At 59.9% G+C, this 26,187-nt stretch carries 34 protein-coding genes; 22 read left to right on the top strand and 12 right to left on the bottom strand.

Annotation, left to right across the window (positions count from 1 at the left end):
• Positions 1 to 43: 43 nt before the first annotated feature.
• On the bottom strand, positions 44 to 1,054 hold the full coding sequence (gene dusA, locus ACM6J5_RS10595) for a tRNA dihydrouridine(20/20a) synthase DusA (RefSeq protein WP_414928460.1): 1,011 nt from the start codon (positions 1,052 to 1,054) through the stop codon (positions 44 to 46).
• 102 nt (positions 1,055 to 1,156) lie between these two features.
• Between dusA and ACM6J5_RS10590 the strand changes: the two genes are divergently transcribed.
• Complete coding sequence (locus tag ACM6J5_RS10590) at positions 1,157 to 2,281, top strand: site-specific integrase (RefSeq protein WP_414928546.1); 1,125 nt, start codon at positions 1,157 to 1,159, stop codon at positions 2,279 to 2,281.
• A 1-nt stretch (position 2,282) separates the two neighbouring features.
• Here ACM6J5_RS10590 and ACM6J5_RS10585 read toward each other — a convergent pair whose 3' ends face one another.
• The 11 genes from ACM6J5_RS10585 to ACM6J5_RS10535 form a co-directional block, all read right to left on the bottom strand.
• On the bottom strand, positions 2,283 to 2,558 hold the full coding sequence (locus ACM6J5_RS10585; RefSeq protein WP_414928459.1) for a pyocin activator PrtN family protein: 276 nt from the start codon (positions 2,556 to 2,558) through the stop codon (positions 2,283 to 2,285).
• Between the two features lie 163 nt (positions 2,559 to 2,721).
• The gene (locus ACM6J5_RS10580) at positions 2,722 to 4,470 is read right to left on the bottom strand and encodes a DNA cytosine methyltransferase (protein ID WP_414928458.1); all 1,749 of its coding nucleotides are present in this window, start codon (positions 4,468 to 4,470) and stop codon (positions 2,722 to 2,724) included.
• On the bottom strand, positions 4,467 to 4,790 hold the full coding sequence (locus ACM6J5_RS10575; protein ID WP_414928457.1) for a hypothetical protein: 324 nt from the start codon (positions 4,788 to 4,790) through the stop codon (positions 4,467 to 4,469). The genes ACM6J5_RS10580 and ACM6J5_RS10575 overlap by 4 nt, the downstream gene beginning before the upstream one ends.
• Positions 4,787 to 5,329 (bottom strand): phosphohydrolase, encoded by a 543-nt coding sequence (locus tag ACM6J5_RS10570; RefSeq protein WP_414928456.1) that lies wholly within the window; start codon positions 5,327 to 5,329, stop codon positions 4,787 to 4,789. The genes ACM6J5_RS10575 and ACM6J5_RS10570 overlap by 4 nt, the downstream gene beginning before the upstream one ends.
• Complete coding sequence (locus ACM6J5_RS10565) at positions 5,326 to 5,541, bottom strand: hypothetical protein (protein WP_414928455.1); 216 nt, start codon at positions 5,539 to 5,541, stop codon at positions 5,326 to 5,328. Before ACM6J5_RS10565 ends, ACM6J5_RS10570 begins: the two co-directional genes overlap by 4 nt.
• A complete protein-coding gene (locus tag ACM6J5_RS10560) occupies positions 5,538 to 5,957 on the bottom strand; it encodes a hypothetical protein (RefSeq protein WP_414928454.1) in 420 nt (139 codons plus the stop codon). The genes ACM6J5_RS10565 and ACM6J5_RS10560 overlap by 4 nt, the downstream gene beginning before the upstream one ends.
• A gap of 55 nt (positions 5,958 to 6,012) precedes the next feature.
• Entirely contained in the window at positions 6,013 to 6,210 is a 198-nt protein-coding gene (locus ACM6J5_RS10555) for a hypothetical protein (protein WP_414928453.1), read from the bottom strand.
• A gap of 1 nt (position 6,211) precedes the next feature.
• Positions 6,212 to 6,532: a pyocin activator PrtN family protein gene (locus tag ACM6J5_RS10550; RefSeq protein WP_414928452.1), complete on the bottom strand. Its 321-nt coding sequence runs from the start codon at positions 6,530 to 6,532 to the stop codon at positions 6,212 to 6,214.
• Positions 6,533 to 6,690: 158 nt separating this feature from the next.
• Positions 6,691 to 6,975, bottom strand: a complete 285-nt coding sequence (locus tag ACM6J5_RS10545; RefSeq protein WP_414928451.1) for a phage antirepressor KilAC domain-containing protein — start codon at positions 6,973 to 6,975, stop codon at positions 6,691 to 6,693.
• 9 nt (positions 6,976 to 6,984) lie between these two features.
• Positions 6,985 to 7,575, bottom strand: coding sequence for a hypothetical protein (locus ACM6J5_RS10540; RefSeq protein WP_414928450.1), 591 nt, complete (start codon positions 7,573 to 7,575; stop codon positions 6,985 to 6,987).
• Between the two features lie 253 nt (positions 7,576 to 7,828).
• On the bottom strand, positions 7,829 to 8,611 hold the full coding sequence (locus ACM6J5_RS10535; protein ID WP_414928449.1) for a S24 family peptidase: 783 nt from the start codon (positions 8,609 to 8,611) through the stop codon (positions 7,829 to 7,831).
• 671 nt (positions 8,612 to 9,282) lie between these two features.
• Between ACM6J5_RS10535 and ACM6J5_RS10530 the strand changes: the two genes are divergently transcribed.
• The 21 genes from ACM6J5_RS10530 (at position 9,283) to ACM6J5_RS10430 (ending at position 26,185) form a co-directional block, all read left to right on the top strand.
• On the top strand, positions 9,283 to 9,801 hold the full coding sequence (locus ACM6J5_RS10530) for a phage regulatory CII family protein (RefSeq protein ID WP_414928448.1): 519 nt from the start codon (positions 9,283 to 9,285) through the stop codon (positions 9,799 to 9,801).
• A complete protein-coding gene (locus ACM6J5_RS10525) occupies positions 9,794 to 10,021 on the top strand; it encodes a TraR/DksA family transcriptional regulator (protein ID WP_285682301.1) in 228 nt (75 codons plus the stop codon). The genes ACM6J5_RS10530 and ACM6J5_RS10525 overlap by 8 nt, the downstream gene beginning before the upstream one ends.
• Complete coding sequence (locus tag ACM6J5_RS10520; RefSeq protein ID WP_414928447.1) at positions 10,011 to 12,227, top strand: VapE domain-containing protein; 2,217 nt, start codon at positions 10,011 to 10,013, stop codon at positions 12,225 to 12,227. Before ACM6J5_RS10525 ends, ACM6J5_RS10520 begins: the two co-directional genes overlap by 11 nt.
• Positions 12,220 to 12,585, top strand: a complete 366-nt coding sequence (locus tag ACM6J5_RS10515) for a hypothetical protein (RefSeq protein WP_285682297.1) — start codon at positions 12,220 to 12,222, stop codon at positions 12,583 to 12,585. Before ACM6J5_RS10520 ends, ACM6J5_RS10515 begins: the two co-directional genes overlap by 8 nt.
• 526 nt (positions 12,586 to 13,111) lie before the next feature.
• Positions 13,112 to 13,456, top strand: coding sequence for a phage holin family protein (locus ACM6J5_RS10510; protein ID WP_285682295.1), 345 nt, complete (start codon positions 13,112 to 13,114; stop codon positions 13,454 to 13,456).
• A 169-nt stretch (positions 13,457 to 13,625) separates the two neighbouring features.
• Entirely contained in the window at positions 13,626 to 14,225 is a 600-nt protein-coding gene (locus tag ACM6J5_RS10505; RefSeq protein WP_414928446.1) for a terminase small subunit, read from the top strand.
• Positions 14,226 to 14,228: 3 nt separating this feature from the next.
• Complete coding sequence (locus ACM6J5_RS10500) at positions 14,229 to 16,250, top strand: phage terminase large subunit family protein (RefSeq protein ID WP_414928445.1); 2,022 nt, start codon at positions 14,229 to 14,231, stop codon at positions 16,248 to 16,250.
• Between the two features lies 1 nt (position 16,251).
• Positions 16,252 to 16,458: a phage head-tail joining protein gene (locus ACM6J5_RS10495; RefSeq protein WP_414928444.1), complete on the top strand. Its 207-nt coding sequence runs from the start codon at positions 16,252 to 16,254 to the stop codon at positions 16,456 to 16,458.
• On the top strand, positions 16,458 to 17,936 hold the full coding sequence (locus ACM6J5_RS10490) for a phage portal protein (RefSeq protein ID WP_414928443.1): 1,479 nt from the start codon (positions 16,458 to 16,460) through the stop codon (positions 17,934 to 17,936). Before ACM6J5_RS10495 ends, ACM6J5_RS10490 begins: the two co-directional genes overlap by 1 nt.
• Complete coding sequence (locus tag ACM6J5_RS10485; protein ID WP_414928442.1) at positions 17,933 to 19,087, top strand: head maturation protease, ClpP-related; 1,155 nt, start codon at positions 17,933 to 17,935, stop codon at positions 19,085 to 19,087. Before ACM6J5_RS10490 ends, ACM6J5_RS10485 begins: the two co-directional genes overlap by 4 nt.
• The gene (locus ACM6J5_RS10480) at positions 19,084 to 19,428 is read left to right on the top strand and encodes a head decoration protein (RefSeq protein ID WP_414928441.1); all 345 of its coding nucleotides are present in this window, start codon (positions 19,084 to 19,086) and stop codon (positions 19,426 to 19,428) included. The genes ACM6J5_RS10485 and ACM6J5_RS10480 overlap by 4 nt, the downstream gene beginning before the upstream one ends.
• A 61-nt stretch (positions 19,429 to 19,489) precedes the next feature.
• Positions 19,490 to 20,485 carry a major capsid protein gene (locus tag ACM6J5_RS10475; protein WP_414928440.1) on the top strand — a complete coding sequence of 332 codons (996 nt, stop codon included), beginning with the start codon at positions 19,490 to 19,492 and terminating at the stop codon, positions 20,483 to 20,485.
• Positions 20,486 to 20,487: 2 nt separating this feature from the next.
• Positions 20,488 to 20,808: a hypothetical protein gene (locus tag ACM6J5_RS10470; protein WP_414928439.1), complete on the top strand. Its 321-nt coding sequence runs from the start codon at positions 20,488 to 20,490 to the stop codon at positions 20,806 to 20,808.
• A complete protein-coding gene (locus tag ACM6J5_RS10465; protein WP_414928438.1) occupies positions 20,805 to 21,458 on the top strand; it encodes a hypothetical protein in 654 nt (217 codons plus the stop codon). The genes ACM6J5_RS10470 and ACM6J5_RS10465 overlap by 4 nt, the downstream gene beginning before the upstream one ends.
• Before the next feature lie 4 nt (positions 21,459 to 21,462).
• Positions 21,463 to 21,981, top strand: a complete 519-nt coding sequence (locus tag ACM6J5_RS10460) for a hypothetical protein (RefSeq protein ID WP_414928437.1) — start codon at positions 21,463 to 21,465, stop codon at positions 21,979 to 21,981.
• Positions 21,978 to 22,535 carry a phage baseplate assembly protein V gene (locus ACM6J5_RS10455; RefSeq protein ID WP_414928436.1) on the top strand — a complete coding sequence of 186 codons (558 nt, stop codon included), beginning with the start codon at positions 21,978 to 21,980 and terminating at the stop codon, positions 22,533 to 22,535. The genes ACM6J5_RS10460 and ACM6J5_RS10455 overlap by 4 nt, the downstream gene beginning before the upstream one ends.
• 54 nt (positions 22,536 to 22,589) lie before the next feature.
• Positions 22,590 to 22,838: a hypothetical protein gene (locus tag ACM6J5_RS10450; RefSeq protein WP_414928435.1), complete on the top strand. Its 249-nt coding sequence runs from the start codon at positions 22,590 to 22,592 to the stop codon at positions 22,836 to 22,838.
• A 4-nt stretch (positions 22,839 to 22,842) separates the two neighbouring features.
• Positions 22,843 to 23,169 (top strand): GPW/gp25 family protein, encoded by a 327-nt coding sequence (locus tag ACM6J5_RS10445; RefSeq protein WP_414928434.1) that lies wholly within the window; start codon positions 22,843 to 22,845, stop codon positions 23,167 to 23,169.
• Positions 23,166 to 24,047, top strand: coding sequence for a baseplate J/gp47 family protein (locus ACM6J5_RS10440; protein WP_414928433.1), 882 nt, complete (start codon positions 23,166 to 23,168; stop codon positions 24,045 to 24,047). The genes ACM6J5_RS10445 and ACM6J5_RS10440 overlap by 4 nt, the downstream gene beginning before the upstream one ends.
• A 1-nt stretch (position 24,048) precedes the next feature.
• A complete protein-coding gene (locus ACM6J5_RS10435) occupies positions 24,049 to 24,657 on the top strand; it encodes a phage tail protein I (protein ID WP_414928432.1) in 609 nt (202 codons plus the stop codon).
• Positions 24,650 to 26,185, top strand: a complete 1,536-nt coding sequence (locus ACM6J5_RS10430) for a phage tail protein (protein WP_414928431.1) — start codon at positions 24,650 to 24,652, stop codon at positions 26,183 to 26,185. Before ACM6J5_RS10435 ends, ACM6J5_RS10430 begins: the two co-directional genes overlap by 8 nt.
• The last annotated feature ends 2 nt before the right edge of the window (positions 26,186 to 26,187 follow it).

Genomic DNA, 26,187 nt, shown 5'->3' with positions numbered 1-26,187 from the left:
GCGGATCAAACCGCCTGGCTGAAGTGACGAGAACAACCGGGCATTAGCGCCCTTCAAGCAGCTCCGCAGCTTGATCCAGCAAGGCCAGGGGCTCCTTGGCCTTGTGGATATCCACCGACAACAACTGCCGAAACTTGCGCGCCCCCGGGAACCCGGTGCCCAGCCCCAGCACATGGCGAGTGATGTGGTGCATCGAACCGCCAGCGTCGATGTGTGCAGCGATATACGGCCGCAGCTGCGCCAGTGCTTCGGCACGGGTGATCACCGGCACCGTGCTGCCGAACAGCTGCTGATCCACCTCGGCCATCACATAAGGGTTGTGATACGCCTCGCGGCCCAACATCACACCGTCGAACGTCTGCAAATGTTCGTGACAGGCCTCCAGCGTCTTGATCCCGCCGTTGAGAATGATCTCCAGCTCGGGAAAATCCACCTTCAGCCGCGCCGCCACGTCATAACGCAGGGGCGGGATGTCGCGGTTTTCCTTCGGCGACAACCCCTCCAGAATCGCAATCCGCGCGTGCACGGTAAAACTGGTGCACCCGGCATCGCGCACCGTGCCGACGAAATCACACAACTCCTCGTAACTGTCCCGCCCGTTGATCCCGATACGGTGCTTGACCGTCACCGGAATCGACACCGCATCCCGCATCGCCTTCACACAATCGGCCACCAACTGCGGATGCCCCATCAGGCACGCGCCGATCATATTGTTCTGCACCCGATCACTCGGGCATCCGACATTCAGGTTCACCTCGTCGTAACCATGCTCCTGCGCCATGCGCGCACATGCGGCCAGGTCCAGCGGGACACTGCCGCCGAGTTGCAGGGCCAGCGGGTGCTCGGCTTCGTCGTGCCGCAGAAAACGCTCGTGATCACCGTTGAGCAGGGCACCAGTGGTGACCATTTCGGTGTAGAGCAGGGCGTTTTTCGACAGCAGGCGCAGGAAGAAGCGGCAGTGGCGGTCGGTCCAATCCATCATGGGGGCAACGGAGAACCGCCTAGATAGCGCAGGGCTTGAGTTTACTGGGCTGGAGTGGGCGTTTAGTACCATTTTGCTCAACGTGTTTATAGCGTGTTTTTAGGCGTTTTCAGGCGTTTTTTCGAGAGCGCTGGTACAATGTACCAATCACTTTCGGAATTGTACCAGTCGACTATGGCAACGATCAGAGCACGAAAACGCACCGATGGCTCAGTCAGCTACACGGCACAAATACGCCTGTTCCGCGACGGAGCGCAAGTCTACCAAGAGAGCCAGACCTTCGCCCGGAAACAGGCTGCTCAAGCCTGGGTGCGGCGACGTGAGGCCGAGCTGGATCAACCTGGTGCAATTGAGCGAGCGAACCGCAAGGGTGTCACCGTCCAGGACATGATCAAGCAGTATCTGGATGAGATGGAGAAAGTTCGACCGTTGGGTAAAACCAAAGAAGCCACTCTCAATGCCATTGCAGCGTCGGAGTTTGGCCAAACCGTTGATTCCGATATCAGCAGCCAGCGGTTGGTTGACTTTGCGCTCTGGCGAATGAGCAAAGAGGGCGGTGGCGTTCAGCCACAGACCGCCGGCAATGATCTGGCCCATCTTGGGGCTGTCCTGTCGATTGCTCGGCCCGCTTGGGGATATGAGGTAGACCCCCACGCAATGGCGGATGCTCGAAAAGTCCTGAGGAAATTGGGCTACAACATGAAGAGCCGAGAGCGTGACCGGCGACCGACCAAGGACGAACTGGATAAGCTGCTGGAGTACTTCGTCGGCATGCAGCAGCGCCGCCCCAGTTCGATCAACATGCTTAAGGTCATCGGTTTCGCGTTATTTTCCACTCGTAGGCAGGATGAAATCAGCCGAGCTCTGTGGGTAGACGTCGATGACGAGCGTCAGCGGGTGATGGTGCGAGACATGAAGAACCCCGGCCAGAAAATCGGCAACGATGTTTGGTGCAATCTTCCGGATGAAGCCTGGCGAATTCTGCAGAGCATGCCAAAAGAACGTGCGGAAATTTTCCCGTACAACTCGTCATCAATCTCCACGGCTTGGGCGAAGGCATGCAAGTTTCTGGAGATAGAAGATCTCCACTTCCACGATCTGCGGCACGATGGCGTGAGTCGGTTATTTGAAATGGATTGGGATATCCCCCGAGTGGCCAGTGTTTCCGGACATCGGGATTGGAACTCGTTGCGTAGATACACACATCTACGTGGGAGGGGTGACCACTATGCCGAATGGCCGTGGTTAGAGAAAATCATTCAGGCGCCCGTAAAGCTGGGCGCCTGGGGCAAGCAGTAAGTTAACTGGCTCGGCGGTATCCGTTGAGTTGGTTGCATTCCTTGACTGCGGCTTCCCTTTGCAGATCGAGGTAGGCTGCAAGATCGGTGATGTGGATTCCCTTCGCGCTTTTCTGGCTCGATTCGAGGCGAGTGATTGGGATCTTGATCTGGCCGGCCATAACCTTGCGCTGGAACATATCAGTGGTTAGGTGTGTGAAGTAATCCTTGCACACCTGTTCCAGCGGGATGATCGCCCTGCCGTTGTATTGCGCCATCAGGATGAAGGCGGTGTTCATGAGTTGCCTCCTGCACGCCGTGTGATGCCTTCGGCCTGGCGCAATTTGCTGCATTGTTCATGGTTACCGTGCGCCCGCGACTTGTTGCACTTGTCGCAAATGGTTGGTAGATCGAGAGGCGGCATTTGCCCGCGGCGGATTCGAACGGTTCGGCGGAGTCTGGTCATGCTGCCACCTCCAGCAACTCATCTTCGTCCTGATCTGCGTTAGCGTTGATCAGGGCCATCATCGGCCATGGTGATACTGAGTTGCCAACCATTAGCACCTGGTCCTTCTTGCTGAATCTGACGCCATCGTGCCCATGGTCGATCACGTAGTTATCGGGGAAGCCTTGGGCGCGGTACAGCTCCCGAGGCGTGAGCATGCGCATACCGATGTCGACGATCACGTATGGCGTTCCCCGGATCATGACAGTCACAAGAGCCAGCCGATCCCGTGTGGTGATTGTTGCGGCCGGGTCACGCAAGTCATAGATATTGTCGCTGCCGTAGTAGCCCATAAGAAACGCGGCTACACGTAGAGCGCCTTCTTCAGCTTCCGGTGCGAGTGCATACTCGATCAGTGCGTGGTGCTCAGCACCCGCGCAAATGGTTGAGACCGGCTCGTTCATCGGAATGCCTACGCAATTTTTTCGCAAGGTCAGCAGGTTCGCGGTCACCAGCTGCTGTTGGCTGCCTGTGGTAGTGATGGCGGTCAGAGGTTGTTTCGGGTGTCGGCCCAGTGTTTCGTTGAACCCTCCGTTGTGCTGCGCGATGTAGGCCACCGCCAACGCGAAGTGCCCGCCTTTTACCTTGGCGCAGATGGTGCCCAGTGGTGCGTCGGCTGACATATTGCGTTGGGTGGTCGCATTGGCGTGTTCGGTGAGGAATGGTGCCAGTTGTGGCGTTACCAGAGCGAAGCCGTGTGAGCCAGTTATGGTCTTGGTCGGATCTTGAACCGACTGGCAGCGCGCCAAATCGTTAGCTGAATGGTTGACGCTCACAATGAACGGATCGGTGTGTTCAAGGACATAGCGGCGTGCGCCTTTACGCACACGCTCCATGGTCTTGGCCACCAGCGGGCGACGTACACCTGCATCACGGCCTTCTTCTTTGCTGAGAAAGATGCTCGGGCAAGGGATTGACCAGTCAATGCAACTGGCGGCTGTCCGCCAGCCCTTCTGGCCCTTGGCCGGGGTCTTGAAGTGAGTCGGCTCTGGCCAGCGAAGTGGTGTGCCGTCGCATCGAGCGATCATGTACAGTCGTTCGCGGGTGGTTGCGGCCCCGAAATCGCAAGCCTTGAGCTTTCCGTGCATCAGGTCGTAACCCATGCCTTTGAGGATCTGCAAGAAGCGGCGCCAGGTCTGACCCTTGCGCTTCGGATCGGGCACCAAATACTGGTCCTGTACCGGAACACGTTCGCCTGCGACTGCCACGCTTCCATCACGGCGGACCACGTGCCCTGTCACTTTGCATCGTTTGGCTATCAGCGGCCCCCATTGCAGGATCTGCCAGACATTCTCCATAGTTATCATGCGCGGCTTGACCTGTCCTGCCCATTTGACGATTACCCACGATAGCGAGCGGCTGGTGCTGCTACGTGCCTGGCCCCCTGCTGCAAGGCTGTGGTGGGTGCATTCGGGGCTTGCATGTAGATGTGCTACAGGGCGGTTGCGCGTGGCCTTACGTGGGCAAACTTCATACACGTCGGTGATGTAGTGCTCTGCGCTCGGGTGGTTGCGCTTGTGCATGCTGATGGCTTTGGGGTTGTGGTTGATCGCGATGTCGACCGTCTTGCCTGTTGCCATTTCCTGACCCATGGTTGCGCCTCCACCGCCTGCGAACAGGTCGACGCGGATCTCGCCGGCAAGATCAAGGCCGAACTGGGTGGTCACGGAGATGACGATTGGAGTGGGGGTGAAGATCGATGTCATGATTTGCTCCCTGCATGCGGGCTCACAGTCCAGTACCGCCGGCCAGCTTCCGATTCAGGCAAGGCATCCGCGTAGCCTGAAACGTGGATATACCCCACGACAGGCTGCGCGGGCGGGCGTTGCTGAGCGGTTAGCGTTGCATCAGCGAGCGCTGCCCCGCGCAGCTTTTCGTGGGGTATAAGTGCCTCGGCAGTGGCGCTGAAAGAGGCAATAATGCCTGCTGCTGCGCAGCAGAGACTGTTTGTGTCTGGTGCGTCGACTCCATTGGCGTTGCGGAGCAAAGCGGTCGATGTCTTGATGGTGTTCTGTTCCATCTTCATGCCGCTTTCCTCCGGTGTTCGATAGCGAGTTGGTCCATCAGGCGCTGGTGAAACGTGAGCCGGGCTTCGGTGGCTGACCATGGGCGGATCGTTTCGGCCGTGGGTTCGATGCCGATCAGGCAATCCCAGGTGGTCGGGTCGGCAGCCATCAGGTCGCGGCGCTCAGTTGCTAGGGCGACTAGGTCGGCGTGGCGGACAGAGGCTGGCAGTTCTGGGTCGAGGTTGAAGCGGGTGCAGATGCGCTCCCAGATCCATTGCTCGACGTCCTGGTATGCATGCATCCATTGCTTCAGCGGTTGCACCATGTCGCCGATATAGGCCTCGGCCGCGTCGTGGAGGAGGGCCGCCAGCTTGTCCTGTTCGGGCACCAGGTCTGCGACCATGCAACTGTGTTGCGCCACGCTGTAGAACTCACGAGTGTGGCCGTTGAAACGGCACAGGTGAGCCAGCGAATGGACGATGTCACGTGGGTCGATTAAGTCGGCATCTGGTTCGTACAGGTCAAAGCGCTTGCCGGTGGCGGTGAGAATCTGGCTCATGCGGCCTCCTTGACCAGGTCCGCCAATAGCAAAGCGTTCTTGGTGTCTTTGTTCAGTTTGCGCAGGGCGTCATGGCCGATCAGCGTGGACAGCTGTCGGTTGAACTCTTTTCGGAAGCGTGTCGCTTCACGAAGCTCAGTCGAGGCCTTGGTCAGCTGTTGTTCCAGTTCACCGGCCGCTTGAGGTGTGAGGCGTAGGAGGGGGCGGTTCATGCTGCGGCCTCCTGCTCTGTTGGTTCCAGCAAGGCGGCCATGGCTAGCGCTTGCTCACGTAGAGCAATAGCGTCTCGTTCCAGTTTTTTACCGGTGCGAAATGCAGCGAATGTCTCAGCGGCGATCCTGAGTTTTTCGGCGATGGCCAACAGGGTTTGCCGTTCTGATTCACCCAGTTTCGATGCGGCCAGCGCACGCTCATAATGGATGTACAGTTGCTTGTGGTGATCCCTTGCCTGGTCGAGCGAAAGCTCCAAGTTGCGGACGGTTTGCGAGTTGTCGGATTGCTGAATGGCCATACCTTCATCGATACCCTCGACGCGGCCGTCGATCAGGCCGCCGCGATAGCCGGCCCAGTAGGTGAGGCCAACGAGCAGGATAAGAATGATCAGTGCGCAGATCTGAATTGCAGTCATGTGGTGTGCTCCTAGTTGTTTCGCTTGGCTGGTGGTGGCAGCTCTTGAGGGTTGTCTATTCGTCGTCAGGATCGGGTGGGTCGGCCAACCCGCACATCAGCTTGGCCTGGTACTGCATGTAACCTTCATCGAGTAAGGCGTCGTAACGCCGGTAGTCGACCGCGAGGAAGCAGCACTCACCGCAAAGGCGGTTCGCTGTTTCCTCTGCTGATAGTGGCGCTCGGCAGTGTCGGCATTGGCTGAGAAGTGACATGTCACGCCTCCGGTTTGCTGGTTGATGGTCGCGGCATGTCTTCATCTGCCTTGTAGGCGCGGATGTCGATCAAGGCGGCAACGTGTTTGATATGCGCATACCTCAAAGCCTTCACGCTTTCGTCGATGGTCGTCACCGGGAGTTGAATCCGTCCGCTGTTGATGGCCTCCGAAAACGTCTTCTCGTTGAGGTTTCTGAAGTAACGTTCGCGCAGCTCTTCAAGAGGGATAAGCACATCGCCAAAGATTTGGTGCAGCATCTCGACGGTGGAGCTGTCCGGTGCGGGAAGTAGTCGCAGCGGTGTTTGGTTGGCATTACTCATGGGCTAGCTCGGCCTCCTTGCGTTTGAGTCGTGATGGGTGATTCCAGGCATTCAGGCAGTGGCGCTTGGTTAGCTCCCGCAGATGTTCAGGCACTTCGAGGAGCGCGGCGTTGCGCTCCTCGCGTGTGCGCATGGCGACGATCTGGCGGGCGTATTCCCTAGGCCACGTCACGGTTGTCGACCGGAATCGCGGGCAGTTCGAGGCCCAGTTGCTCGGCTAGCCAGCGCATGCCGGCTTGCCGGACCTTGGTCGACTGGCTGTATTGCATGCCAGCGGTTTCGTGGTACCAGGTGCCGTCCTTGATCCGCAGGTACTCGCGGTCGCGAACCGGGAATGCCGGCAGGCGGCGGTCGTTGAGAAGGCCTTTCTCGCGCATGAGCGCGATCAGTTTGGGTCGAGTGAGGCCGAAGTACTTCGCGGCTTTTTCCAGGCTACGTTCCATCTCGGCCTCCTAGGCTGCATGCGCGGCAGGCGTCGCCACGGCAGCCAAATGGTTGATGGATTCGGCTACTTGCTCGTAGATCTCGACATCGCTACCGCACACGGTGAAGCACTTCGTGCGCGGACGTTTTACGCCGATGCTCATGATGGTGGTAACGCCTGGGCGCGTTTGGGTGCGATGGATGGCGACGTGGATGGGGAGATCGAAACCCATGTCGAGACTCAATGCGCCGCCGGTACGCACAAGCTCGAACACCTGCTGCCGGTGCTCGACATCAAACTGTGCGTATTGGCGACTAGCGTGGGGGATACTCAGTAGGTCGGCGGTATCGCTGGGGTCGATAGGGCCGTTGGCAATCTCTTCGATAAAGTCGGCCAGCTTGAGGTGCATCTTTTTTTCGTTCTGCAAGGTCAGCGTGTGGCGCTCGCTGCCCAGTTCTACGGTGAAGAGGGTGTCAATTGTGCTGCGCTCAACCTTCAGGCGAAACACCAGTGCTTCGCGCTGTGGCGTCGACCGCAGAGTGTGATTGAACGTCTCGCTCAGATTGACCTGGGCGTTGAGCAGTTGCAGCGTGCGGTTGTCGAGTTTGAACTTGCTCATGCTGCGTGCCCTCCGCCGTTCGGATCAAACGGTGCAGGTGCGGCGCGGGCCGCCAGCTTGGGTTTGTGGGGAATGAACGCGCATCCCAGGTATTGCGCTAGGCGGCGGACTTCCATGATGCGGGATGGGCTAGCAGCGGCTGGATGGACGTGCAGGGTGGCTGTGGTGTGCATGGTGTTGCCTCGCTCTGTGGTGGAAGAGTGAGGCAAGTAAACAATTTGTTTGGTTTTTGGTCAACACATTTTGTTTGGTTTCAGATTAAAGATGGTCCCTTCAAAGGCCGGATGGATGACCACCAGAAAACTCGACCCAGAATTAACACTCGTTGAGCCATGATCTGATCGAAGTCGTAATCTTCGTCAGCATACTCGGTAGCATTGAAACTCTTCATTTTTAATCCAGTGGGGGTGCGCTGAAGAAATTTAATGCGGAAATGGCCGTCATGATCGATAGCGTAAATTTCCCCGTCAATGATCCTTGTCATGCCTGTATCGATACCGACGGTTGCGCCCGAAAGAATCAGCGGGTGGTTGCTGTTGCCGCTATTGGTTGCGAACACGGCATTTGAAGGGTCCACTCCGCAGGTCCTCATGGTGGCCCTCGAAAAACGGAGCTTTGGTCCCGTGATCTCCTGGACTTCTGTGCGCGCAACCTTCCCTGGTCCGGAGGACAGTTCGACTTCCTTGTAAAGCCTCAACTCGACCTCGTCGTCATCTAATGGTGTGTCGGAGTCCCAAGGGGCCAGCGGCTCGAGGACGTAAAGGGGGGAGCCATTGGCGGTGCGCGGCGGGCTGGAACGTTCCGTGGTGGCGGTCCTCATAGGAACATCTTTTCCTTCCAGCCATTCTCGTTCCACGACCAAAGTAAGCGCGACTTCGCCCACCATATATGCAGGTACGCCCCTAGCTTTCCAGTTTGTGATGTTCTGGTCGTTTTCCAGGTCAAGCACTCGGGCGAGTTCCGCGCCGGAGAGTCCGGAATCATCCAGTGCCTGACGGAAACGCTGCCCTTTTAGGAGTTGCGATTGTTTGCTCATAAACAGAATGTTACAGCCCTTGCATAAAAATGATAACAAACGTATTGTTTGGTTGTGTCATTCATTTTGTTTGTGTAGGTGACGTCATGAGTACGCCTGATCAGGTGTTCGATTTGATAGTGCGGGTCGCAGAGGGGACCGGTAAAAGTCCATCGCAATTAGCCCGAGAATGTGGGGTTAGCCCTCAGCGCTTTTTTAATTGGCGACGTAGGGGAGTACCGGTTGCTCAGGTTCGTCCACTTGCGAAAGCGCTTTTAGGGGCTCTTCTGCCTCATGAGTTGCGGCCGGATTTGCCAGAGATATTCCCGGCTCCTGAAAACATTAGTGTTGTACAAGCTGCTTAGAAAAAAGGCGACCCAAGGGCCGCCCAGTTCCTCCCGGCACGCACCACCACAGCGCTGTCGGGTCGCGATAAAGATAGACGGGCACACCACATGCAAACCGTCGATTTTTACCGCGCTTTCCAAGGCTCGGAAGCCTTGGTGTTGCTGCCTTTTCCACCACAGATTGGGCAGCTGTTGCGCCAGGGGTGAACAACGGATTGTTCGCCCCGGCACGGTGCCGGTATTGATCCTGAAGATCTAGCCGGCGTTTGGGCCCTTTCAAGCCACGCGGCAAATGTATCACCACTGCATGTCGCGCGGCACTGGCAACTTTCAAGGATTAATGCCATGAGCCGAATCGCTCTGAGTTCAGTAGACCGGGCACAGCGGGAAATATTGCCGCTCGATCTAGCGCTTTACCATGCTGCTCGGGACTATCCCGGCGGCGCCGCTGCAATTGCCGCCACCACCGGCAGAAACGCCACCACGCTGCAGCACAAGCTATCTCCCACGCATCCCAGCCACTCCGTGAACATTCAGGAGTTCGGCGAGATCCTGGAGCTGACCAAGGACCGCCGTATTCTCGATGCCGTGCATGCGCTGGTCGGCGACACGGTCTGGCAGGAATTGGCCGAAGCCTACACCAACGATATGCCCGAGACCTTGACCACTGGTATCGCTGTATACCTTCGCCAAGTGGCCGATCTGACTGTGGTTTGGGCCAAAAGCATTGGCGACGGCAAGGTGGATGATGGTGAGTTGGCCGAGATACGTCAGCAGGTATTTCGCGGCATCCAAGGGCTTCTAGGAATGTTCAACCGCGCCGCGTACGTCAATCAGAAAACGCGGGGTGCAGACCTTGGCTGATATCGCTGATTTTGCCAATGACCTGGTGCAGGAGCGTCTTGATCAGGCCCTTGCTGCACGTAACGCCGCCAAGCCTGCCTTGGCGGCGCATTCGTTTCTGTTCTGCGAGAGCTGCGACGAGCCTATTCCTGAGCCACGCCGGTTGGCTCAACTGGGTTGCACTCAGTGCTTGAGCTGTCAGTCCATCGACGAAGCGCGGGAGGCCCGCCATGCTCGATGAGGTATTGGGGCAATTCGCAGACTACGGCCTCGAACCTGAGCAACCGTTGGTATTCGGCAAACTGACCCGCTGCAAAACCTCCCAGGACAAGGGCAAGGAAAAAAACGGTTGGTATGTGGTCCATGAGCACCGCACCGAAAAGAACGAAACACTGATCTTCGGCAGTTTCGGCGACTGGCGCTCCGGAGAGACCCAGAAAATCAAGGTCAAGGCCGGTCGTATGAGTCCCGAAGAGCGCGAGGTTATGCGCGCGCGTCAGGAAGAGGCCAAGCGTAAGGCCTCTGAGATCGCGGCCAACGCTGCACGTCGAGCGGCCAACCGTGCAGCAGGCCTGTTCAAGCGCATGCCAGAAAAGGGCAAAAGTGCTTACCTAGATCGAAAGCAGATCGTCGGCTTCAAAGTTCGCTATGCGCCCCGTACTGGCGCATTTTTAGTGCCTATGTGCAACGTGCGGGATCAGATCGTTGGCCTGCAGGTAATCTTCCCGGAAAAGCAAGAAGACACCGGGCGCGACAAGGCCTATTGGCCCGCTGGTATGTCGAAGGAGGGCGCATTCCATCTGATCGGCCCGCACCCTGAACCGGGGGAGCCGGTGCTGGTATGTGAGGGCTACGCCACGGGCGCTAGCCTGCACATGGCGACGTCGCTGACAGTCGCTATCGCCTTCGATGCGGGCAACCTGCTACCGGTCTCCAAGGCCATGCGTGAGCGTTTCCCCGGTTGTCCGTTGATCCTCTGCCGGGACGATGACTGGAAAACCAAACGCCCCAATGGCGAGCCTTGGAACCCAGGTGAAGAAAAGGCCAACAACGCGGCGTTGATCGTCGGAGGCCAGGTGGTCGGGCCCGTCTTCTCGGGCGAGCGTGAGATCAAGTGGACCGACTTTAACGACCTGCACATTGCCGAAGGTTTGGAGGCTGTCCGCCGTCAGGTGTTGGCGGTGGTCAAACCTCCTGCAGCTGGTGGTTGGAAGGATCAACTGGCTCGCACTGAAAACGGCTCCCTGATCGCACACATGCAGAATGTCGAGCTGATCTTAGGCAATGACGAGCGCTGGGCCGGTGTGATCGGTTACAGCGTGTTCAGCTCCAAGATCGTCAAACTGCGGTCAGCCCCTTTTGGAGGCGGTGCCGGCGATTGGGCAGACATCGATGACATGCGGGTGATGAAGTGGCTCGCGCAGCAATACAACCTGCGGGTCAAGGCGTCCCATGTGATCGAAGCGGTCAGCGTGGTTGCCCACGACCATTCGTTTCACCCGGTGCGCGAGTATTTGGAGAAGCTGGAGTGGGACCGCGTGCCTCGGTTGGAAAGCTGGTTGACCGATGTGCTGGGGGTCCAAGCCAGTGAATATTCAGCCAAGGTTGGTAAGCGTTGGCCGATCTCGGCAGTGGCTCGGGTCATGCGCCCAGGCTGCAAGGCCGACTCGGTGATGATCCTCGAAGGCGGACAGGGTGAGGGTAAGTCCACCGCCATGGGCATTCTCGGTGGCGAGTGGTTTATGGACACGCCGTTTGCCCTTGGCGACAAGGACAGTTTCCAGGCGATACGCGGTAAGTGGATCGTCGAACTGGGGGAGCTGGACAGCTTCAACAAAGCCGAAAGCACCAAGGCCAAGCAGTTCTTCTCGGCCTCCACCGACACCTACCGAGAGAGCTACGGCCGCAGAACGAACGACGTGCCACGCCAGTGTGTATTCGTGGGTACCACCAACCAAGAGGAATACCTCAAGGACGCCACGGGCAACCGGCGTTACTGGCCGGTGTTCTGCAACAAGGTCGATCTGGAAAAGCTGCGTGAGATCCGCGATCAGCTGTGGGCAGAGGCGGTGTTCTGTTTCGAGGCCGGCGATATCTGGTGGGTGACCAAGGACGAGTCGTGGATGTTCGCCGAGGCACAGGACGAGCGCTTTGTGGTGGACGAGTGGGAAGGGCCAATTCTGACCTGGTTGGAAGAGTCGCAGCTCGGCGAGACCGCTACCGGCAACGAGATCCTAACGCAGGCCCTCAAACTGGACTTCGGCCATTGGGGTAAGCCTGAACAGATGCGAGTCGGCGCGATTATGCACCGGCTGGGCTGGCGCAAGAAGCGTATGCCTGCGTTGGCAAAAAGCGGTGTCCGCCAGTGGGCCTATCAGAAGCCCGCAACGTGGGGGCGAGCGTCCGCATTGCAGCAGGCGGTGGTAGAGGAGCCTTGCTTTGATTAAGCGAATTGATGAGATGCTCAAGCTTTGGGCGCAGGATCTGCATTCGCCAATTCCTGAAACCTATGGTGGGGCGAGTGGCGGCAACATGATTGCCATGTTGATGGAGTGCAAGGGCGAGCTGATACGTGGCACGCGGGGGAGTCGGGTGCTGCTGGACGAGTCGGCGGATATTGAGCTGATCGTCAACAAGCATCTGCCGGCGCAGCTGTCGGTGGTGGTGTGGGAGCATTACTGCAACCACGAAAGCTTTCTGTCACAGAAGTACACCCACTGTGGTTGCAGTCGCGATACCTATTATCAGCGTCTGCATGAAGCGCATCTGCATATCGCTGGTCTGTTGATGGGGAAGGCTGCATGACCCCTGGCGTTGCTCCGTGTGCCTTTGTCCTACTGTCCGGCCTTGTCCGACTGCCATTTAAGGCAGTTGGACAGGTGCAGACCGCGCCGTTGTTGGGCTGTCCTACTGTCCAACCTTTGCCCGCACCATGCACACGTAAGCATAGCGGGCACGTAGCCGCGCCCATGGCGCGCATGCGTGCTTTTAGCTTTCTCTCTATACACAAGGAAAAGTTAAATAAGGTAGGACAGTAGGGCAGAGCCCCGAATTTAGGCGCTTGTAGCTGTCCTACTTCGACTTAAGATAGTGGGACAAGTAGGACCGGGCACCAGAAGCAATAGCCGAATGAATGCGTTGTCCCTCCGTTGTACCCGCGTTATACCCGTGTTGTACCCATATTGATCCATGGCATTAAAACTCGCTTGCTGCCACCGGAATCCACCTGTAAAAAGTACCCATCTTCGATAGGTGCGACCGCAAAGAGCGGCAGGCACCTCACACCAAACCCGGCCATTGCGCCGGGTTTTTGCGTTTATGGAGTAGGGCGATGACGAACGAGCAGCAAGCGCTGGCAGAGATGCCAATCTGGTTAGTGATCGTCCTGGCTTTGGTCGGCGGCGTGTCGGGCGAGATGTGGCGGGCGGACAAGGATGGGGCGCGGGGCTGGGTATTGTTGCGACGCCTGGCGCTGCGGTCCGGTGCCTGCATTGCCTGCGGGGTGTCGGCGATGATGTTGATGATCGCTGCCGGCATGTCAATCTGGGCGGCGGGCAGCTTGGGTTGCCTGACCGCGATGGCCGGCGCCGATGTCGCCATCGGGTTGTACGAACGCTGGGCGGCCAAGCGGCTGGGGGTCTGCGAGGTGCCGCCAGCGGGTGGCGAACAGGGGTGAGGTTTCCCGCCCGGGTCGCCCGAAAGTCACCGGGGACCCTGGGGTTATCCGGCGGGTACGGGGTCGGAAACCCGCGGGAAAGTGTTAGCGGCAGGGTTGCCAGCTTACTGAAATTCAATCCATTGAAATTGAAAGGTTTGCATTGAAAAGCCGTTGAAAAGGAGGGCTTATGACAGAACCAATTTACCTGTCAAAGAGCGCCTTCGCGGCTCGGATCGGCAGGGCACCCAGCTACATCACCTGGTTGAAAAACAACAACCGTCTGGTGCTCACCGCCGACGGTAAACAGGTCGATGTCACGGCCAGCGAAGCGTTGATTCGCGACACCGCTGACCCCAGCAAGGCCGCCGTTGCTGATCGGCACCACCAGGATCGGCTGCAGCGTGACGTGTACAGTCAGCTGTCCAGCCAGGTCGAACCAACTTCAATGGCTGCGCCGCCAGTGATTACCCCGTCCGGGCAGTTGCCGGACTTCCAGAAAGCGCGTGCCCTGCGCGAACACAACCTGGCCCAGCTCGCCGAGATCGAGTTGCACAAGGCCAAAGGCTCACTGGTGTTCGCGACGGCGGTCCAGACGGGCGCCTACAACGCTGGCCGCATGCTGCGCGATCAATTGCTGGGCATGCCGCCGCAGCTGGCTCCCGAACTGGCGTCCATGACAGACCCTTGGGAAATCGAAAAGCACCTGACGGCGGCGATCCGTCGCTCGCTGGAGGATGCCGAGCGCATGTCCTCAGCGGACCTTGAACACGCACTGACTACGAGTTGACCTATGCCCACGGACATTCCGGACGGTGCAGAGGTGTACCGCGAGGCGTATTTCCGTGGGCTGCGGCCCGACCCGGATGTTTGGATCGATCAGTGGGCCGATGAGTACATGCGGATCCCGCGTGACACCGGCGCCGCTGAGCCCGGCCAGTACCGGACCTCGCGCACACCGTATGCCCGCGAACCCATGCGTTGCCTGTCGCCGGCTCACCCGTGCAAGCGCGTGATCACCATGGTCGCGTCGCAACTGATGAAAACCCAGATTGGTCTGAACTGGATCGGTGGCCTGATGCACATGGCGCCGTCGAACATCCTGGCGCTGTTGCCCAGTCTGGGCCTGGCCAAGCGGGTGTCGTCTCGGATCGGCAAAACAATCAAGGCAACACCGGTATTGCGCGAGCGTGTCGCGGCTAACCGCTCCCGCGACTCGCGCAACACCATGGACACCAAGGAGTTCGAGGGCGGGACGTTGTACGTCACCACCGCCGGCTCGGCGGCCAACTTGTCGGAGCTGTCGGCGCGCTACGTGTACGGCGACGAGATCGACCGTTGGGAAGTGGACATTGGCGAGGAGGGCGATCCCATCGAGCTGGCCGAAACCCGGGGCAGTACCTTCGGTCGCAACGCCAAGTTCTACTTTTCCAGCTCACCCACGATCAAGGGTGCGTCGCGAATTTCCGACCTGTTCGATGGCAGTGACCAGCGTCACTACTACGTGCCGTGTCCGAGCTGCGGCCACATGCAAACCCTGGAATGGGAGCGCCTGCATTACTCGAAGGATTTCAGCGTGGTGCACTACCAGTGCGTCGGTCCTGATTGCGACGTGCTGATTGAGGAGTTCCACAAGGGCGAAATGCTCGCCAACGGCGAGTGGCGTGGCCATGCCGAAGGCGACGGCGAGACGGTAGGCTTCCACCTCAACGCGCTGTATTCGCCCCTCGGTTGGATGGACTGGAAGTCGCTGGCCAAGCAGTTTGAAAAGGCGAAAAAGGCCCAGGCCAAAGGCGATCTGGAACCCATGCAGGTGTTCTATAACACCCGTCTGGCCAAAGTGTGGGACAGCGCGCAGGAGCAAACCAAGGCCGACACCTTGCGCAAACGGGCACGGTTGGAACTCTTCGGACTGGGGTCGATGCCGGCGGCGGTGCTGATGATCACCGGTGCCGTCGACGTGCAGGCCAATCGCCTGGAGTTCATGGCGATGGGCTGGGGCGTCGGCATGGAGCGCTGGGTCATCGACTACCAGATTGTCTCGGGCGACCCCGCCGATGAGCGCACCTGGGCCGCACTGGATGAACTACTCAAGGCCAAGTACCGCCATCCATGCGGTGTCGGTCTCGGCATTCTCGCCGTGGCGGTCGACTCCGGTGGCCACCACACTGACGAGGTGTACCAGTTTTGCCGCGTGCGCCGCTGGCGCAATGTGTTCGCCATCAAGGGGGCGAGCAAACCCGGCAAACCGGTCATTGCTCAGCGCCCGTCCATGGTCGACGTGACCTGGAAGGGCCAGACCGAACGCAACGGCGCCGAGCTGTGGTTCGTCGGTACCGACACGGCAAAGGACTGGATCTACAACCGCTATCCATTCGAAGCCGGCCCGGGTGCCTTGCACTTCGCCAATGACCTGCCCGACGACTTCTTCGATCAGTGCGTCGCGGAGCGCAAGGTGGCGCGCTACATCCGTGGCCACAAACGTATCGAATGGGTCAAAGGCAAGGCCGAGCGCAACGAAGCGCTCGACCTGATGGTGTATTGCCTGGCGATGGCGCATTACCTGGGCCTCAATCGGTACAAGGAACACGACTGGGAGCGGGTGCGTCAGTCCCTGGCGCAGTCCGGTCTGTTCGATGAGGCCATGGGTATTAAGCCCGTTCAGGGCGAGCGCCTCAGCAATACCGGGCAGACGACACCCGCTGTCGTACCACAACCGGCTCCGCAACCCGCTGCTCCCGTCGTGCCATCACGACCTGCAGCATCGCCACCTCAACGCCGCAGTTCCAGCAGCGGTTACCTGAAGAGACGCTGATATGTCATTTACCCAAAAGCACCTCGATGCGGTTGAGGCAGCCATCGCGCGCGGTGAAAAAACCGTGCGTTACACCGACCGTACCGTGGAATACCGCTCTGTCGACGAGCTGCTCAAAGCGCGCGACGAGATCCGCACTTCACTGGTGAACTCCGTCGGGCCGCGCTCTCGCGTCGTTCGGCTTTGCCACGGAGGCAAAGGACTCTAATGGCCCGCTATCCGACGCTCACCCGTAACGGATTCGTGTTGCCGTCGAACATCAAGGCCAGTTACGAAGGCGCCGGAGAGGGCCGCCGCTCCACTGGCTGGGATGCGCCGGACAACGGGATCAATAGCATCAATACCCCGGCGCTGCGCAATCTGCGCTCACGGTCGCGGGCAGCGGTTCGCAATGACCCGTATGCCTACAACGTGATCGACAAGCGTGTCAGCAACTTGATCGGTACCGGTATCACACCGCGACCGAAAACCGACAACGAAGCCCTGCGCAAATTGCTGCAGGAACTCTGGGACGACTGGGTCGATGAGTCGGATGCCGATGAGCGCACTGACTTCAACGGTCAGCAGGCGTTGGTGGCCCGCACGGTGGAAACCTCGGGCGAGTGTTTTGTTCGGTTGCGTCCGCGTGGCCTAGACGAAGGCCTCGCGGTGCCGTTGCAGCTGCAAATCCTGGCCCCGGAATTTGTTCCGCATGACAAGTTCGAGACCACCCGTGACGGCAACTTCATCCGGGCCGGCATCGAATTCACGCCCGGAGGCAAGCGCGTGGCGTACTGGATGTACCTGGCGCATCCACGCGATGCCTCGTCGCTGAACGCCGGCTACAACCAACTTGTGCGAGTGCCGGCGGCGCAGGTGCTGCACATCTTTGAACCGGTCGAACCGGGCCAGTTGCGCGGCGTACCGCGCTTGTCGCCGGTGTTGAAGCGCCTGCGCAGCCTCGACAACTACGACGACGCGGTGCTGTTTCGTCAGGAGGTGGCCAACCTGTTTGCCGGTTTTATCAGCCGGCCAGCCCCGGACTCCGGCCCCGTGCCAAGGGACCCGGTCACCGGCCAGCCGCTGAGCCTGGACCGCGACGGCTTCACGCCGATGGTCGCGTTGGAGCCCGGCACCATGCAGGAACTGGGGCCGGGTGAAGAGGTCGAGTTCTCCAAACCACCGGACGCCGGCAACAACTATCCCGACTTCATGCGTCAGCAGCTGATGGCAGCTGCAGCAGGGACCGGGACGCCATACGAAATCCTCACTGGCGACATGCGCGAGGTCAACGACCGGGCGCTGCGGGTGGTACTCAACGAGTTTCGCCGTCGTTTGGAGCAGCTGCAGTTCAGCGTGTACGTGCATCAGCTGTGCCGTCCGGTCCGGGCGGCGTGGATGGACATGGCGGTGCTGTCAGGTGTCCTCCAGCTGGATGACTACGCCCAGCGGCGCCGTGAATACCTGCGCACCCGTTGGGTACCGCAAGGCTGGGCCTACATCCAACCGGTGCAGGACGTACAGGCGCGCCGAATGGAAGTGCAGGCCGGCTTCGCTTCGCGCAGTGAGATGGTCTTGCGCACCGGTTATGACGCTGAAACGGTCGACGCCGAAAACGCCGCCGATCTGGCCAGGGCTACAGCCCTTGGCCTCAATTACACCACTCTTGAAGCGTTCGTCCCCGTCGACGACAAGGAGCAACCATGAGCAAAAAGGCGCGGCCACGCGTTTATAACCGGGCGGGCAAACGCGTGCAGGTGCAGGACAAGACCTGGTACGCGCTGCAGGCCAGCGGCGAGGCTACCGAGCGGGTGATCGAGGTCTTCGTCTACGGCGAGATCGGCGCCTGGGGCATTACCGCCAATCAATTTGTGCAAGACCTGCGCGCCATGGACGACGGCGTTTCGCCGGTGATCGCTGCGTTCAACAGCATCGGCGGCGACCTGTTCGACGGGCTGGCGATGCACAACGCGTTGTCGCGTTTGGGCGAGCGCTGCACCGGTCGCATCGACGCGTTGGCGGCCAGTGCCGCCAGCGTGGCGGTGTGCGGTGCGCACCGCGTGGTGATCGCATCCAACGCCATGCTGATGATTCACAACCCGTGGACCTACGCCGCCGGCGATGCCGAAGACTTCCGCAAGGTGGCCGACGTCCTCGATCAGACGATGGAAGCCATCATTGCGGCCTACAAAGCCAAGGCGCCGGACATCGATGAGGAGGAGTTGCGGCGCCTGGTCGCTGCCGAAACCTGGTTGACCGCCAATGAAGCGGTGGCCCTGGGGTTGGCCGATGAAGTCGGTGACGGTGTCAAGGTAAAGGCTTGCCTCGGCCAAGGGGCCGTGCTGCAGCGTTACCAGCATGCGCCAGCCGAATTGCTCGCCCAGTTGGACGAGCCGCCCGAACCGGATCCCGAGTTGGAGCCCGCCGATCCGCCCTTGGTACCGCCGGTGGTCGACTCGGCCAAGCTGGCCCTGATGATCACCCAGCGATGCACCGAGTCGGGTATCAGCAACCTGGTCGAGCCGCTGCTCAGCTCCACCCGGCTTGAAAGCGAAGAAATCGTCCAGGCCGGCCTGACGCGGGCCAAGGCTGTGAACGACCTTTGTGTGGCTGCACGCTTACCCGAGTTCAGTGTCGAGTATGTCGCGGCGGGCCTGGACGTGGCGGCGGTCCGAGCGCGTCTGTTCGACAAAATCGTCAGCAGCGGCAAGGGCTTTGAAATTGACAACAGCTTGCCGCTGGACAATGACCCTGCACCTAAAGTGCAGGCCAAACAACTTGATCAACCTTCCATCTGGTCCGCGCGCCAAGCCGCGCAGGCCGGTCAATCCCGACCCGCAACAGGAGCAAGACGATGAGTATCCAACGAGAGCCGATGCATGCAGGCGAATTTCTCCTGTCCGAAGCGGCGGGCACCATTTCCCGCGAAGCCATCAATGTCGCTGCCGGTCCTGCATTGGAACCGGGGCAGATCCTCGGCCTGGTCAGCTTGACCGGCGAGTTCGCTCCCTACAACCCGACCGCGGAAGACGGCAGTGAAAACGCGATCGCCATTCTCTACGGCCCGTTGGGCGAGTCGGATGTGGTCCGACGCGGGCGGGCAGTGGTGCGGCTGGCTGAAGTCAGCGAAGCCCATCTGACGGGGCTGGATCCTGCTGCTGAAAAGGCGTTGGCCACTCACTTCCTGATCGTTCGTTAAGACGGTCAACCTGATGACCCAACCCGCCGAGTGCGGGTTTTTGCATTCTGGAGATTGCTTCATGGCTGACATTGAAATCTTTAACGACGATGCGTTTTCGGTCTCCTCGCTGACCGCCGCCATCAACGAACAGGAATATCTGCCGGGCCGCATCAGCAGCTTGGGCCTGTTCCAGGAGGAGGGCATCACCACCCTGACGGTACAGATCGAAAAAGACGGCGACACCCTGGCTTTGGTGCCAGCCGGTGAACGCGGCACCTCCGGCCTGGTGGTCAGCGGAACCAAGCGCAACCTGATTCCGTTCAACACCGTGCACCTGCCGCAGCGCTTTGCGATCAAGGCCGACGAGATCCAGGGCATTCGAGCCTTCGGTACCCGTTCTGAATTGCAGGCAGTGCAGGACGTGGTCAACAAGCGCCTGGCCAAAGCGCGTCGACAGCTCGATGCCACGCACGAATTCCAGCGTATGGGTGCGCTGAACGGCCAAATCCTCGACGCGGACGGCACCACCGTCTTGCTCGACATCTACAAAACCTTTGGTGTGACCCGCAAGAAAATGTCCATGGGGCTGAACAGTCCGGACACCGAACTTCGCGTCAAGTGTGGTGATGCGCTGGACCTGCAGGAGGAAGCCCTGGGCAGTATCACCAGCACGGGCTCGCGTGCGCTGTGCGGCAAGAATTTTTGGAACAAGCTGCTGGTCCACAAGTCGGTCAAAGAGACTTACCTCAACAGTCAGCAGGCCGCTGCTTTGCGTGGCGATGCCCGCGAAAGTTTCGAGTTCGGCGGCATCGTCTGGGAGCGCTATCGCGGCAAGATCGCCGGTGTGACCTTCATCCACGACGACAAGGCGCTGCTGATTCCCGAAGGTGTGCCGGACCTGTACATCTCGGTGTTTGCGCCGGCGGACTACATGGAAACGGTCAACACAGAAGGCGTGCCGTACTACAGCAAGATCGAGCCGCTGCCGTTCAACAAAGGCATGGCCGGTGAAGCTCAGTCCAACCCGCTGCACCTGTGCACGCGCCCGCTCGCGCAGATCCTCCTGGAACTCTGACCGTGGCCTTTCGCGACCTGGTCGCCGAGGTCGACGCGGTGGTGTTCGAAACGTTGGGCGACAGTGCGCGGATCGAAGGCCGGGATGAGCCGGTGCTTGGCATGTTCGCGGCGCCCTGGCTGCAGCCGAAGTTCGGCAAGCTCAACACCGGGTTGCGTGAGCCTCGGTTTGAAATCAGGGTCAGCGATTCCCTCGGCCTGGAGCCGGGCCTGTTGGTCAGTATCGACCTACCGGCCCTGGACGGTGGTGGTGACTACGACCTGCTGCAGCTGGAACCGAGCGGTGACGGTTTGGTCGCTTTGATCCTGAGGATGCGTGCATGAGCATTGGTAGCTATTACAAGTCGTCGTCCGGCGGTGGAATGGTCACCCTTCAGTCTTCGTCGACGGATCTGAAAGCGTTCCAGGACTTCGCCAAAGTGGTGCCCAAGGCGGCCGCCGCCGCACATCGTCGAGCGATCAACAAGACGCTGGGTTGGTTGCGTACGCATATCGCCCGGGCAGTCAGTCGGCAGGAGCGCATCGCTGTCGCGGCGGTGCGTCAACGGTTGCGCAGCTACCCGGTCACCGGCGGGGCCATGAGCGGCAAGCTGTGGTTTGGCTTGAACGCCATCGAGTCCAGCCGGATCGGCCGCGCGCGGCAGACCAGCAGCGGTGTGTCAGTGGCCGGGCGCCGTTACCAGGGTGCGTTCCTCAAACAGGTCTACGGCAACAAACCTGACATCTGGATCCGCACGGCGAGCAAACACTTCGATGCGGACGACTATCCCGACAGTACGGTGTCCTCAGGGCGCGGGCCGAGTTCGGGGTGGGTCGCTGAAAATGGCAGCCGGTTTCCATTGGCCAAGGCCAAGGTGTCCCTGGAGCAGGCGCGTCCCCATTTCGAAAGCTGGGTGCGCAAGGCGGACGAACGATTGCTGCAGATCCTGCAGCAGGAACTCAATTTCGAGCTGCAAAAGTACCTGAGGAGTTAGCGCCGTGTCGGAAGAGCCTTTTAGCCTGGATCAGCTTTACCGGGCCATTGAGCAACAACTGCTGGCGAGGTTACCGGGAGTGTGTGCGGTGACAGCCTGGCCGAACATTAAAGATCGTGTGGCGTTGCCGGCGGTGTTTCTGGAGATGGCCGAGATTGAACCGGGCGTCGATATCGGCACCGGGGAAACGACCTTGGTGTGCAGGTTCGAGGCACGCATCGTCGTCGATCCAATCAAGCTGCTCCATCATCAGCAGGCCGTGCAACTGGCAACCCAGCTTGCGGTGATTTTGCGGGCGCAGACCTGGGGGCTTGCGGTTGAACCGGCGGTGTTCATTCAGGGCGGGCAGGATTGGACCCGGCCCGAACTGGACGGCTACACCGTTTGGTTGGTGGAATGGAGTCAGCAGATTTACCTCGGCCCGCAGCAGTGGCCGTGGCCCGATGAGCAACCGGGTTCACTGTGGTTTGGTCTGAATAACGACACCAAAGAGCAGTTCTTTCCCGCGGATGACGTGCCATGAGTTTCGCTCTTGCTGAACATGACCGCATGATTGCCGCCATGCTGATGCCTTGCGTGGTGGTCGGTGTGGATTTGGCGACCGCCACTGTTCGGGTGCAGTCCGGTGATTGGGTCAGCGCTTGGGTGCGCTGGCATAGTCTGGCGGCCGGCAAGGCACGGCATTGGCGGGCACCGAGCCTGAACGAGCAGGGGGTGCTGTTCAACCCAAGCGGCCAGGCCGGCATGGGCACCTTCATTCCTGGGCTCTACGGCGATGCCGGTGGCCAGCCGGACAACCGCGATCACGTGGCAGTCTGGCGCTTTGATGATGGCGGTTCGCTGATCTACGACTGGGCGGCCAAGAGTTACAGCATCACCCTGCCGAGCGGCACGGTGACCATCAAAGTCGCCAGCACGGAGGTGGTCGTCACGGACAACGCCGTCAACGTGACCGCCGGGAACATCAACCTGAAGGCAGCAGTGTTGATCGACGGCGCGTTACACGTCACGAAGGGCATCACCAGTGCCGGCGCAATCATCGACGCCACCGGCAACAGCAACCACCACACGCATTAATTTCAACCCACGACAGCCCGCCCGTGCGGGCTTTTTTACGCCTGGAGCAAACACATGGCCAAGAGCGATACACCTTTAACCGATTTACCAGCGAGCCCTGATCCGTTGCCGCAGCCGGCATCGGTACCGGTTTCGACGTCGATGAAGTTTCGCGACAAAGTTTATACCTCCCGTCAATTGATCCTGTCGGAGAGCCAGCGCAGCCTGCCGGTGACGAAGGGCCTGGTCGAGATCCCGGGCTCCGACATCGAGGCGATCAAGTTTCTGAAAGCCCATGACGATTTCGAACTGCTGAAGGAGTAACGCGATGATCGGAATGGATCGCCACACCGGCCAGCCCATTTCCGGCATCGAGCATTTGCGGCAGTCCATCGGCGACATTCTGGGCACGCCACTGGGCAGCCGGCGGCATCGGCCAGAGTACGGCAGCACGCTCCCGCGCTTTGTCGACCTGCCGGTTAACGCAGGCTGGAAAAGCTCCGTGCAGGCGGAAGCCGCCAGGGCCTTGGGGCGCTGGGAGCCGCGTTTGAAGCTGGACCAGGTGCGGGTCATTTCGGTGATCGGCGGGAAAATCAATCTGAGAATCGCCGGCAAGTATCAAGGCGACGGCGTGCTGTTGGAGGTGGGCGTATGAGCATCGTTGATCTGTCGTCGCTACCTGCGCCGAGCGTGCTGGAACCGTTGGATTTCGAAACAATGTATGAGGAAGGCCTGGGGGTCTTTCGCGGCTACATGGGCGACAACTGGAGTGCTGCGCTGGAAAGCGATCCGGTCATCAAGGTGCTGGAGGTGGCGGCTTACCAGAAGGTCGGCAACCGCGCCCGGGTCAACGATGGGGCGAAGGCCTTACTGTTGGCACATGCCATTGGCGGCGACCTCGATCAGCTCGGGGCCAATTACAACCTGAAGCGCCTGGTTATTCAGACCGAGGATCTGCTGGCCGTGCCGCCAGTGCCGGAAATCAAGGAGCAGGACGACCCGTTTCGCGAGCGCATTCAATTGGCCTTCGAGGGGCTGACTACCGCCGGCCCGCGTGCCAGCTACATCTTGCACGCGCGCAATGCGTCTGGCCTGGTGGCTGATGCCTCGGCGGAAAGCCCAGCGCCGTGCAACGTTACGGTAACGGTGCTGAGTTCCGAGGGCAAAGGCGTGGCCAGTCCTGAGCTGTTGGACACGGTCACGGCGGAGTTGAGTGACGAGGACGTCAGGCCGTTGGGCGATCGTCTGACCGTGCAAAGCGCGCAGATTATCGACTATCGCATTGATGCCATTTTGCACATGAGCAGTGTCGGGCCTGAGGCGGACGCCAGTCTGGCGGAGGCCAAAAGTCGCGTTAACGCCTGGATCAATCCGCGCAAGCGCCTGGGGGTCGAGGTGGCGCGTTCGGCGGTGGACGCGCAACTGCATATCGCCGGCGTGTCTCGGGTTGAGCTGGTTGGCTGGGTGGACCTGGCCCCGACCAAGGCCCAGGCGGCGTACTGCACTGAAGTCACCGTAAATCTGGCGGTCTGACATGAACAGCCTACTGCCGAGCAATAGCACGCAACTGGAGCGCGCCCTGGAGGCGGCGTTCTACGAAAAAACGATTGTCCCGCTGCGCACGCTCTACAACGCCGACACCTGCCCGGTGCATTTGCTGCCGTATTTGGCGTGGGCCTGGTCGGTCGATCGCTGGGATTACCGGTGGCGCGAGGCGACCAAACGCGCGGCCATCAAGGCGTCTTATTACATCCATGCCCACAAGGGCACCATCGGCGCGATGCGCCGGGTTGTCGAGCCCCTGGGCTACCTGATCGAGATTATCGAGTGGTTCAACATGGTGCCGGAGGGGGTGCCGGGCACCTTCGCGCTCAAGGTCGGCGTGCTGGACACCGGGATCACCGAGGAAATGTATCAGGAGCTGGAACGCCTGATTGACGACGCCAAGCCGGTGACCCGCCATCTGACGGGCTTGGCGATCAGCCTCGAAAGCCAAGGCGTTTTGAACGTCGCGGTCAGCGTTTACGAAGGCGACGAAATCGACGTTTACCCACCGGTTGCGCATGACATCGAGGTCAGCGGCACCCTCGGCATGGTTGGCCGCGAACACTCCATAGACACCCTGGACGTTTATTATGATTGATGCGAATTCGCAGTTTTTCGCCACCCTCACGAATGTGGGGATGGCCAAGCAGGCGAATGCCGACGCGCTCGGCGTTGCCTGGACGTTTGCTCAAATGGGCGTGGGGGATGCCAACAATACGGACCCTATCCCCAGCGCGGCGCAAACCAGCCTGATCAATGAGCGCCGGCGCCGGCCGCTGAATCAGGTGCGCGTCGATCCAAACAATGCGGCGGTGATCATCGCCGAGCAGATTATCCCGGCTGATGAGGGCGGGTGGTGGATTCGCGAAATCGGCCTTTACGACGCGGACGGTGATCTGGTGGCGGTGGCCAACTGTGCGCCGAGCTTCAAGCCGGTGCTCTCGCAAGGCTCGGGTCGCACGCAAGTGGTGCGGATGAATTTCATCGTGGCCAGCACCGGCAACATCACGCTGAAGATTGACCCGGCGGTGGTGTTGGCGACCCGCGACTACGTCGACACGCGGATCATGGAAGAGCTGAATAAGCTCGACAGCAAGCAATCGGTGCGCGTGGCCACCACGGCCAACATCGTGCTGTCGGGGCTTCAGACCGTCGACGGCGTGGCCCTAGCGGCCGGTGATCGCGTGCTGGTGAAAAACCAGGTCGTGGCCAAGGATAATGGCATTTGGCTGGTGGCGGGCCTAGCGTGGAAGCGCGCTTCTGATGCCGACAGCAACGCCGAAGTGACCTCGGCGCTGCTGACGTCGGTCGAGCAGGGCACCACGCAAGCTGACACCCGTTGGCAGTTGACCACCGATGGCGCGATTGTGGTCGGCACCACGTCGCTGACCTTTCAGAACGTGACGCAAGGCTTTGCGCCGATCAACGCGCCGGCCCTGATCAGTCCCACGGCGACGAGCACGCCAGCGCAGTTCGATAGCAGCAAGTTGCTCGCCACCACGGAGTTTGTGCAGCGCGCGCTGGGCAGCTATAGCGGTTTTGGCGCGATAGCGGCTTCTCGCTCCGCCACGGCTGCGGATGCCGGAAATCTTTTGTTTGTTACGGGTGTCGGGATGACATTCACGCTTCCGACGCCAGCGAGCCTGGGCATTAGAAACGGCACAGCGATTGGAGTTTTCGCAGCAAGTAACCCTATGACGATAGCGCCGGGCGCTGGCGCAACACTTAACCACGTTGCAACCGGGAACGTTGGTTCTGTCGCACTTCTTCAGGGGCAAAGCCTGACGCTGGTGGCGATCTCCAGCCTTATCTGGCAGGTCACATTGTCAACATGTGGTCTTGGGCAAAACGCCGATTTCATCTATCTCCTTGGGGCGACGTTTTCAAGCCAACAACTCCCAGGTCTGTCGATCAAAGTTGGCAGTGTCAGCAACGCCTCGACGGCGACTTCAATTCCTTTGACGCTTCCCACCGCCTTCCCGGTGGCCTGTGTCGCCCTGATCTTTACCGGGTCGAGTGGGATGGCAGCGACTTACTCCCATCAGGGGAAAGATCGGACGGGTGCGCAGGTTATAAGAGGCACCAATGCAAACTATCAGTTCGATTATGTGGCTGTGGGGTATTAATC

This window comes from Pseudomonas sp. IT-P74, assembly GCF_949768175.1.
Classification (GTDB): domain Bacteria; phylum Pseudomonadota; class Gammaproteobacteria; order Pseudomonadales; family Pseudomonadaceae; genus Aquipseudomonas.
Note: the sequence above shows the minus strand (reverse complement) of the source record. Positions and strands in the feature narration are given on the sequence as shown.